Source organism: Polyangium sp. 15x6, from assembly GCF_029960785.1.
Lineage (GTDB): Bacteria > Myxococcota_A > Polyangia > Polyangiales > Polyangiaceae > Polyangium.
This window is the reverse complement of sequence record NZ_JASBQE010000014.1, coordinates 34,302-42,341: the sequence shown is the minus strand read 5'-3', so window position 1 is coordinate 42,341 and position 8,040 is coordinate 34,302. Positions and strand designations below refer to the sequence as shown.

Annotated in this window: 1 protein-coding gene (cut by a window edge); it reads left to right on the top strand. The window is 70.9% G+C overall.

Features of this window, described 5'->3' with window-relative positions:
* Window positions 1-9 precede the first annotated feature (9 nt).
* A protein-coding gene (locus tag QHF83_RS13020; RefSeq protein WP_282418125.1) for a type I polyketide synthase crosses the window boundary here: on the top strand, window positions 10-8,040 show its 5' portion. It continues 2,916 nt past the right edge of the window; 8,031 of the gene's 10,947 nt are visible here — the first part of the coding sequence; its start codon is at window positions 10-12; its stop codon lies beyond the right edge, outside the window.

Genomic DNA, 8,040 nt, shown 5'->3' with positions numbered 1-8,040 from the left:
TAGGGTCACATGGAGAGCCAGGAAGACCAGAAAAACAAGCTCCGGGAGACGCTGCTCCGATCGCTCCGAGAGGTGGAGCGCCTGCGCGGCGCCATCACGAAGCTCGAAGCTGCGTCGCGCGAGCCGCTCGCCGTCGTGGGGCTCGGGCTGCGTTTGCCTTCTGGGATCGTTGATCTCGACGGGCTCTGGCGATTCCTGAGCGAGGGCGGCGACGCGGTCTCGCCCGTCCCGCGGGATCGCTGGGACGCCGATGCCTTCTACGACCCGGATCCCGAAGCCGACGGCAAGAGTTACGTGCGCCACGCGGCGTTCATGGAGGGCGTCGACCTCTTCGACGCGGCCCTCTTCGGGATCAGCCCGCGCGAGGCCAGGACCATCGATCCGCGGCATCGGCTGCTGCTCGAGGCGACGTGGAGCGCGCTGGAGGACGCGGGGCTCGTCCCCTCCGAGCTCCGGGAGACGCGGACGGGCGTCTTCGTCGGGATCGGCCCGGGTGAATACGACCGGCTGCCGAACGAGGGCCCGGAGGCCGGTGCGCACGTGCTCACGGGGACCCAGCCCGCGTTCGCGGCCGGGCGCATTGCCTTCACGCTCGGCCTGCAAGGCCCGGCGCTCTCCGTCGACACGGCGTGCTCGTCGTCGCTCGTCGCATTGCACCTCGCCTGCCAGGCGCTGAGGCGGCGGGAATGCAACGTCGCGATCGCGGCCGGCGCGCAGGTGATGGTGGGGGCCGACGCATTCGTCCTCCTGTCGCGCACACGCGCGCTCGCGCCCGATGGGCGTTCGAAGACGTTTTCGGCCGCAGCCGATGGGTACGGGCGCGGCGAGGGGGTTGTCGTCCTCGTGCTCGAACGTCTGGAGGAGGCGCTTTCGCAGGGCAGGACGGTGCTCGCCGTCATCCGCGGCAGCGCCGTGAACCACGACGGCGAGAGCAGCGGCATCACGGCCCCCAATGGCACCTCGCAGCAAAAGGTGCTGCGCGCCGCGCTCGAGGACGCCGCGCTCGCACCGACGGACGTGGACGTCGTCGAATGCCACGGCACGGGCACGTCGCTCGGGGATCCGATCGAGGTGCACGCGCTCTCCGCCGTATATGCCCCGGAAAGGAGCGCGGAGAGGCCGCTCCTGCTCGGCGCGATCAAGACCCAGATCGGTCACCTGGAAGCGGCCTCGGGTCTCGCCGGCGTCGCGAAGGTGATCGCGTCGCTGCGGCACGGCGCGCTCCCGCCGACGCTCCACACGACCCCGCGGAATCCTCATATCGACTGGGCCAGCCTCCCGGTCCGCGTCGTCGATTCCCTCACCTCGTGGCCCCGGCACGAAGAGGGCCGCAAACGCCGGGCGGGGGTCTCGGCGTTCGGCCTGAGCGGGACGAATGCGCATGTCCTTCTCGAGGAGGCGCCTCCTCCCGCGGCGCCGGCCGACGCCCGGCCTTCGCCCGCGCGCGCATCGTGGCTGCCGATTCTCATCTCCGGCGACACGCCGGCGGCCCTGCGCGCGCAGGCGGCGCGACTGCGCGAGCACCTCGAACAGGGCCCGGATCTCGACCTCGTGGACGTGGCCCATTCCCTGGCGACCGGCCGAACCCATTTCGATCATCGTGCGGCGCTCCTCGTCGATGCGCGGGGCAGCCTGCTCGAATCGCTGTCGGCGGTGGCGGACGGGCGTAGCGCGCCGGCGGCGGCGATCGATCACCGGCGTCGAGGAGGAAAACTCGCGCTGCTCTTCACCGGGCAGGGAAGCCAGTACGTCGGGATGGGGAGGAAGCTTCACGAGACGTACCCCGTGTTTCGTGAAGCATTCGATACCACGTGCGCGGAGCTCGATCGGTTTCTCGATCGGCCTCTCGCCTCGCTCGTCTTCGCCGAGCGGACCCCGGAGACGTCCGCGCTCCTCGATCGAACGCAATACACCCAGCCCGCGCTCTTCGCGCTCTCGGTCTCTCTCTTCCGGCTGCTCTCGTCCTGGGGCATCGAGCCCGACGTCCTCCTCGGTCACTCGATCGGCGAGCTCGCCGCGGCCCACGTCGCCGGGGTCCTGAGCCTCGAGGATGCCTGCAGGCTCGTCGCCGCCCGCGGAAAGCTGATGGGCGAGGGGCCGGAGGGCGGCGCCATGGTCGCGGTGCAGGCGTCCGAGGACGAGATCCGCCCCCTGCTCGCCGCGTTCGAGGGCAAGGTGGACATCGCCGCGCTGAATGGCCCGACCTCCACGGTCATCGCGGGCGACGAGGAAGCGGTCCTCGCCGTGGCGGCGGAGCTCGCGACGCGCGGGCGCAAGACGACGCGTCTCTCCGTCTCCCATGCCTTCCATTCGCCGCGCATGGACGGGATCCTCGCGGCCTATCGCCGCGTGGTGGCAGGCGTCGCGCTCGGGGCTCCGCGCATACCGATCGTGTCCACCGTGACCGGCAAGCGCGCGAGCGCCGAGGAGCTCCGCGCGCCGGAGTACTGGGTGCGCCAGGTCCGGGGCGCGGTGCGTTTCCTCGACGGGATCCGCTGCCTCGAGGCCGAAGGCGTCACGCATTGCCTCGAGATCGGTCCCGAGGGCGTGCTCTCGGCCGCCGGCCCGGCTTGTTTGTCGGAGGAGAACGAAGGCAAGGTCGCGTTTTTTCCGGCGCTCCGCAGGGAGGCCTCCGACGCGCGAACGCTCCTGACGGCGCTCGCCGGCCTCCACGCGCGCGGCGTGAACGTCGATTGGAGGCGGTTCTTCGCGACGTCCGGCGGCAGGCGCGTCCCGCTCCCCACCTATGCGTTCCAGCGCGAGCGCTACTGGCTCGAGCCCGCCCGTCGCCAGCCCTCGAGCCGCGCGACACCTGCCGGTCGATACCCGCTCGCCGGGGAGCGGCTCGAGCTCCCGGACGGCTCGTTTCTCCACCGGGTCGAGCTCGGCCCGGGCATCCAGCCCTATCTCGCCGATCACGTCGTGTATGGCCGTATCGTCGTCGCGGGCGCCGTCCACGTATCGGTCCTGCTCGCTGTCGCCGCGTCGTACTGGCCCGGGCAGCCCGTCGAGCTCGGGCAGATTCAATTCTTGGCGCCGATATCGTTCGTCGACGCGGAGGATCACGTGATCCTGCACGTTCACCTCGTCCCTCGATCCGGCGACGGCGCGGGGTACTTCGCCTCCCTGGCGACGCGGAGCGGCGATTCGTGGACGACCCACGCCACGGCGACGCTCGGCCCCGCGGCGCCCTGCGCGCTCCTGCCGGTCGGGCCTGTCGAACTGCCCACCTTCGAGGCCACGGGGATGGGGCAGGCGCACGTCGACGTGCTCCGTTCCATCCAGATCGAATGGGGCCCTCGGTGGTGCTGGCTCCACGGCGTCCTGCGGCGCCGTGCGCGGACCACGCTCGGGCGATTCGCGCCCCCCGAGGGTGCCGCCGGATTCGATGCTCCCGTGCCGGGCGCGCTCATCGACAATGCTTTCGGACTCGAGCTGTGGAGCGGCGATACCGGCGCCGGAGGCGACGACGTCCCTCGTTTGCCCGAGGGCAGCGACGTCCCCCGATTGCCGTTCGCCGTCGAGCGGCTCGTGTGGTCCGGAAAGCCCATCCAGGCCGCCTTCGCGGAGCATTCCTTGCGCGAGGGCGAGGATCCCCGGGGCGATACGAGCCGGTCGGATCTCGCATTCTGGGACGCCGAGGGCCAACCCATCGCGCAGATCGAGGGTTTCACCACCCGCCGCGCGCCCGCGGAGCGGTTCCTCGGCTCCCCGGCGAGCGCCGCCCTCTTCGCGGTGAAGTGGGTCGAGCCTGCTCCGAGCGCTTCACGGAGCCCGCTCGCCGTGGGGCTCCTCGGGAACGACGGCGGCGGCATCGCGGCGACGCTCGAGCGGGCCGGCGTGCGCGTGGATTATCATCCAGACGTCGACGCGTTGCGCGCGGCGCTCGATCAGGGCCATGACGTCCCCGAGCTCTTCGTGCTCGCCGCCATGTCGAGCGGAGATCCGGTGAACGTGGCCAGCGCGGCGCACGCCGCGACCGAGCGGGCGCTCGCCTGGCTCGAGGCGTATCTTGGCGACGGCCGGCTCTCGAGTCGTCGCCTCGTCGTGCTCACGCGACGCGCCATTGCGACGCAGACGGGCGAGGACGTCGAGGACCTCGCCCATGCGCCGATCTGGGGGCTCGTCCGCGCGGCGCAGGCGGAGCTCCCCGAGCGAGCGATGTTCCTGGTCGATGTCGACGACGACGCCGCGTCCCTTGCGGCGCTTCCCGCCGCATTGACGAGCAACGAACCCCAGCTCGTGTTGCGGAACGGGGCGGGGCGCGTGCCCCGGCTGGCGAAGCTTTCGGCGACGGACAAACCCCAGGTCACTCCCTTCGATAGTAATGGGACCGTGCTCGTCACCGGCGGCACGGGCGCGCTCGGCGTGCATCTCGCGCGTCACCTCGTGGCGCAGCACGGTGTGCGTCATCTCTTGCTCGTCTCGCGGCAGGGCGGCGACGCGCCCTCCGCGTCGGCGCTCCTCTCCGAGCTCCGGGAGGCGGGCGCGGACGTCCGGCTCGCCGCGTGCGACGTCGCCGATCGCGTCGCGCTCGGCGCGTTGCTCCGGACGATCTCGCCCGAACACCCCCTCACCGCAGTGATCCATGCGGCGGGCACGGTCGAGGACGGGGTCCTCTCGACCCTCGACTCGGAGCGCGTGCGCCGTGTGCTCCGACCCAAGGTCGATGGCGCGTGGGCCCTCCACGAACTGACCCAGCATTGCAAGCTCTCCGCATTCGTCATGTTCTCGTCGCTGAGCGGCGTCCTGGGCAATGCGGGGCAAGCCAATTATTCGGCGGCCAATACATTCCTCGACGCGCTCATCAGCCGACGACGGGCGCGGGGGCAAACGGGCGCGTCGCTCGCGTGGGGGCCGTGGGCGGACGGCGGCATGGCGGCGCATCTGCCGGAAGCGCTTCGATCGCGGCTCTCCCACCACGGGCTCTTCCCCCTGTCGGCAGGGCAGGGAACTGCGCTCTTCGACGCGGCGCTTGGGGTCGACGAGGCCGTCGTGGTGCCCATGCGGGTCGACGCCGCGGCCTTCGACCGCAGCGGAGAGGGCATGCCCGTGATGCTCCAAGGGCTCGGCCGCGCTCGGTCCTCACGCGCCGCGGCCGAAAGCGCGTCCGCCGCGCTTCCCCTGCTGCAGCGTTTGTCGTCGCTGCCAGAAGCCGAGCGGGCCCACGCGCTCCTGGATCTGGTCCGCGAGGAGGCGGCGGCCGTCCTCGGGGGCAAGCCCGAGGCGCTCGAAGCGGACCGGCCGCTCTCGGAGCTCGGGCTCGATTCGCTGCTGGCCATCGAGCTGCGCAATCGCCTGGGGAAGAGGACGGCCTTGCGCCTACCGGCGACGCTCCTCTTCGATCACCCGACGCCGATCGCGCTCACCCGATACCTCGAAGCCCAGATCCCTTCGCGCGTGGGCGTGGCGCGGGCGACGTCGCCCGTGCAGCCGGCCCCCACCGCGACCGACGAATCGGACGCCATCGCGATCGTGGCCATGAGCTGCCGATTCCCGGGCGGTGTGGAGTCGCCCGAGGAGCTCTGGGCGTTGCTCGAAACCGGTACGGACGCGATCGGCGGCTTCCCCACGGATCGCGGCTGGGATCTCGATTCGCTTTACGATCCGGACCCCGACGCGCGCGGCAAGACCTACGTGCGCGAGGGGGGATTCTTGCGCGGAGCCGCGGACTTCGACGCGGAGTTCTTCGGCATCACGCCGCGCGAGGCGCTGGCCATCGACCCGCAGCAACGGCTGCTCCTCGAGACGACCTGGGAGGCGTTCGAGCAGGCCGAGATCGAGCCCGCGTCCCTCCAGGGGAGCGCGACGGGCGTCTTCGTCGGCGTGATGTACAGCGATTATGGCGCGCGCCTCCCCGAGGCGCCTGCCGCGCTCGAAGGATACGTGGCGATCGGGAGCGCGCCGAGCATCGCTTCCGGCCGTATCGCCTACACGTTCGGCCTGGAGGGCCCGGCCGTCACGGTCGACACGGCGTGCAGCTCGTCGCTCGTCGCAGTTCACCTCGCGTGCCAGGCCTTGCGCAACCGCGAATGCGATTTGGCGCTCGCGGGGGGCGTCACGGTGATGGCCACACCCGCGAGCTTCATCGAGTTCGCCCGGCAGCGTGGGCTCGCGAGGGACGGGCGCTGCAAATCGTTTTCGGCGAGGGCGGACGGCGCGGCCTGGTCGGAGGGCGCGGGCCTTCTTTTGCTCGAACGCCTCGCGGATGCGCGTCGCAAAGGTCGACGGATCCTCGCGGTGGTACGCGGCTCGGCGCTCAACCAGGATGGCAAGAGCCAGGGGCTCACCGCGCCGAACGGACCGGCGCAGGAGCGGGTGATCAAGCAGGCGCTCGCGAGCGCAGGGCTCTCGTTTGCGGATGTCGATGCCGTCGAGGCGCACGGGACCGGTACGACGCTCGGCGACCCCATCGAGGCGCAGGCGCTCCTTGCCACGTACGGCTCCGGGCATACCGGAGACGCGCCCCTCTGGCTCGGCAGCATCAAATCGAATCTGGGACACACGCAGGCGGCGGCGGGTGTGGCGGGCATCATGAAGATGGTCCTCGGGATGCAGCGCGGCCTCTTGCCGAAGACGCTCCACGTGGACGAACCATCGCCGCACGTGGACTGGTCGACGGGCGCGATTCGATTGTTGCGCGACGCCGCGGCATGGGAACGCAGAAGGGGCCCCAGGCGCGCGGGAATCTCGTCGTTCGGCATCAGCGGGACGAACGCCCACGTGATCCTCGAAGAGGCGCCCGATCCCTCGCCCGGCGCCGCGTCGACCGCGTCGTCGATGCTCTCCTGGCTTCCGTTCGTCGTGTCCGGCAAGACGCCCGACGCCTTGCGGAGGCAGGCGGAGCGGCTCCAGGGGTACGTCCTGTCAAACCCATCGCTCCAGGGGCTCGACGTGTCGTCGTCGCTCCTGACCAACCGAACGCAATTCGAATATCGGGCATCGGTGATCGCGAAGGACACGGGCGCGCTCGTGGAGGGGCTCTCGTCCGTCGCGCGCGGCGAGCACGGCCCAGGCGTCGTGGTCGATCGGCAGCGACGAACCGGCAAGCTCGCGTTCCTGTTCACGGGGCAGGGCAGCCAGCACGCGCGGATGGGCAAGGAGCTTCACGAAACCTACCCCGTCTTCCGGGAGGCGTTCGAGCAGGCGTGCGCGGGCTTCGAGCGGCACCTCGAATCGCGGCTCGTCGATGTCGTGTTCGCGCCCGAGGGGAGCGTGGGTGAGGCCTCGCTAGGGAATACGCGATATGCGCAGCCGGCGTTGTTTGCCCTGGAATACGCGCTCGCAAAGCTCGTCGAGTCGTTCGGCGTCCGGTCGGACTTGCTCTGCGGTCACTCCATCGGCGAGCTCGTGGCCGCGCACATCAGCGGCGTCATGAGCCTCGAGGATGCCTGCACCGTCGTCGCGGCGCGGGGCCGGCTCATGGGAGAGCTGCCGGAGGGCGGCGCCATGGTGGCGGTCGAGGCGAGCGAGGCGGACGTGGCCGCGCTACTCCGAGAGCACGGACCGAGGATCGACATTGCGGCGATCAATGGGCCGGAGTCGACCGTCATCTCCGGCGACGAGGAGGCCGTGCTCGCCGTCGCCGAGCGCATTCGGGCAAGAGGCCGCAAGGCCACGAGGCTCGTCGTATCCCACGCGTTCCACTCCCCTCGCATGGACGGCATGCTGGAGGCGTTCCGTCACGTGCTCGCGGGCGTGAAGCTCGCCCCTCCACGGATTCCCATCATCTCGACCGTGACTGGCAAACGGGTGACGAGCGAGGAGCTCTGCACGGCGGAGTACTGGGTTCGTCAGGTGCGACGCGCCGTCCGGTGGCGCGACGGCATGCAGAGCCTCGCGGCGGAGGGCGTGGAGACGTTCCTCGAGCTCGGGCCCCAGGGCGTGTTGACGAGCCTTGGGCCCGCTTGTCTCGCCGGGGACGACCGAAACGAGCACGCGTTCCTGCCGGCCCTCCGCAAGAACGCCTCCGAGGTGGAGACGATCGTGACCGCGCTCGCGCGGCTCCACGCGCGCGGTGTGCCCGTCGACTGGCCCCCG